Raw genomic sequence first — 2,013 nt, forward strand, 5'->3', positions numbered from 1 at the left:
GTCACGCGCTATGCCTTCCGCGACGCCAAGCCGATCAATTTCGGCCGCTCCTCGCCGCGCCATCTGGCCGTGCATGGCGTCGACGTCTCGCGCTGGCAGGGCAATATCAATTGGAGCAAGCTGCGCGCCCAGGGCGCCAACTTCGCCTATATCAAGGCGACCGATGGCGGCGACCATCTCGACCCGATGTTCATGAAAAACTGGCGCAACGCCGACGCCGCCGGGTTGAAGCGGGGCGCCTATCATTTCTTCTATTGGTGCCGCACGGCGGGTGAGCAGGCCGACTGGTTCATCCGCAATGTGCCGAAGATGGACGGCGCATTGCCGCCGGTGATCGACGTCGAGTGGAACGGCGAATCCTCCTGCAGGCGCAAGCCTTCGCGCGAAAAGGTGCTGGAGAAGATGCAGGTGTTCATGGACAAGCTGGAGCGCCATTACGGCCAGCGCCCGATCATCTACACCAGCCCTGATTTCTATCGCGACAATTTGCGCGGGGCCTTCCTGGATTATCCGTTCTGGCTGCGCGCCGTGGCGGCGCATCCGTCAAAAGTCTATCCGGGCCGCAAATGGCTGTTCTGGCAGTATTCGGGCTCCGGCCTGTCGCATGGCGTGACAGGCCGCATCGACCTCAACGTCTTCCACGGCGATGAGCGGCAATGGCGCGCCTGGCTGGGCGGCGGCGGCCAGATGATGGCCGACGCGGACTGAGGCGCATCCGATCGCCTCGGCTATCTCCGTGGCAGATGTCGCGACTCCGCCATCGTCACATAGGCGAGCACGGCCATGAAAGTCGCGAAATAGGCCACAATGGCGGTGACGACGATTAGGCTCTCTGTAGGCATTTCCATCTCCTCGGAAAGAACGGCCGAGGAAACAATCAGGAACGATGGGCTTTGCCTTGATCTGGATCATGCGATCGATCAATTGGATCGCCTGGCCGCCATGCCGCGCTCAGCAGGTGACCAGATCCGTGTGGCCAAAACCCTTCGAGTAGTCGAGCACGGAGATCACTGTCGGCATCACGCGGAAGATGCAGACCTGATCCGGCGTCGGCATCGGACCGGGCATCGAGGTTTGCGGCGGATACTTCATCGGCAGCATGCGCAGAACCTTCTCGGCCTCGGCGCGGTCTTCCACCGGCTGCGCCCGCGCCGCCATGGAAAGCCCGGTGATCTCCATCACCTGCGGCGCGTCGTGGTCTATGGTCAGCGACAGGCGATCGTCCCGCGCCAGATTTGCCGCCTTCTGGCTGTCCAGGCCGCAGAGGAAGTAAAGGGTGAGGCCATCATTGACGTAGCCCACAGTCGTCGCCTGCGGCCAGCCGTCCGGCCTCAGCGTTGCGACCGTCATGATCCGGTGCTGATCCAGCAGCGTCTGGATCTTGTCCTTGATCTGCGCGTCCATCTTCGCCTCCAAAGTCATTGCTGACGGCGCGATGGTAGGGATAGTGGAGAACGTTGCTTTGATGTACGTCAACGCATGAGCGGCGGCGCAACTCGCGCCTTCGTCATCCTCGGGCTTGACCCGAGGATCCATGCCGAAACGTGCGTGAAGCTCGCGGCGGGCGAGAATGTCCCTGCTGCCGAGCGCTTGATCCTGCACCTCTAGCTTGTCGTCTGCATCACGGCATGGATTCCAGGGTCTGCGCGCGTCGCTTCGCTCCTTGCTCCGCCCTGGAATGACGAAGTTGCGAAGGCGATCGGTCCTCACGCCTCGTTGATCATCGCCTCGATATTGTAGCCGTCCGGATCAAGCACGAAGCAGGCGTAGTAATGCTCCGCATAGTTCGGACGCGGCCCGGGGCGCGCCATTGTCCGCGGCGCCCGCTTCGAGCGCCGCGCGATGGAACGCATCGACCTCAGCCTTGCTCTTCGCCCGGAAGGCGACATGCAGATGGGTGAGTGGCGGCGTCTCGCCCGTGCTCTGGATCTCGAACAGGCAACCATTGCCGACATCGAAGGCCCAGAAGATGCCCTCTTTGCCGAAGGCGAGGCTGTAGCCCAAGGGTAAGAA

The 2,013-nt window shown here is 62.4% G+C and carries 2 protein-coding genes and 1 pseudogene; 1 reads left to right on the forward strand and 2 read right to left on the reverse strand.

The genetic code is table 11. The features are described 5' to 3' along the window. Window positions 1–708, forward strand: a 708-nt coding sequence (locus EOA28_RS34035) for a GH25 family lysozyme (protein WP_128315757.1), incomplete at its 5' end; no start/stop codon positions are given. Between the two features lie 243 nt (window positions 709–951). Here the strand turns inward: EOA28_RS34035 and EOA28_RS34040 are convergent. After that, window positions 952–1,602 (reverse strand): pyridoxamine 5'-phosphate oxidase family protein, encoded by a 651-nt coding sequence (locus EOA28_RS34040; protein ID WP_245463307.1) that lies wholly within the window; start codon window positions 1,600–1,602, stop codon window positions 952–954. A gap of 104 nt (window positions 1,603–1,706) precedes the next feature. Beyond that, a pseudogene (locus tag EOA28_RS34045) lies at window positions 1,707–2,013 on the reverse strand (VOC family protein); the annotation flags it as partial.

It is taken from the genome of Mesorhizobium sp. M2A.F.Ca.ET.067.02.1.1 (genome assembly GCF_004023285.1).
In the GTDB taxonomy this organism is placed as follows: Bacteria; Pseudomonadota; Alphaproteobacteria; order Rhizobiales; family Rhizobiaceae; genus Mesorhizobium.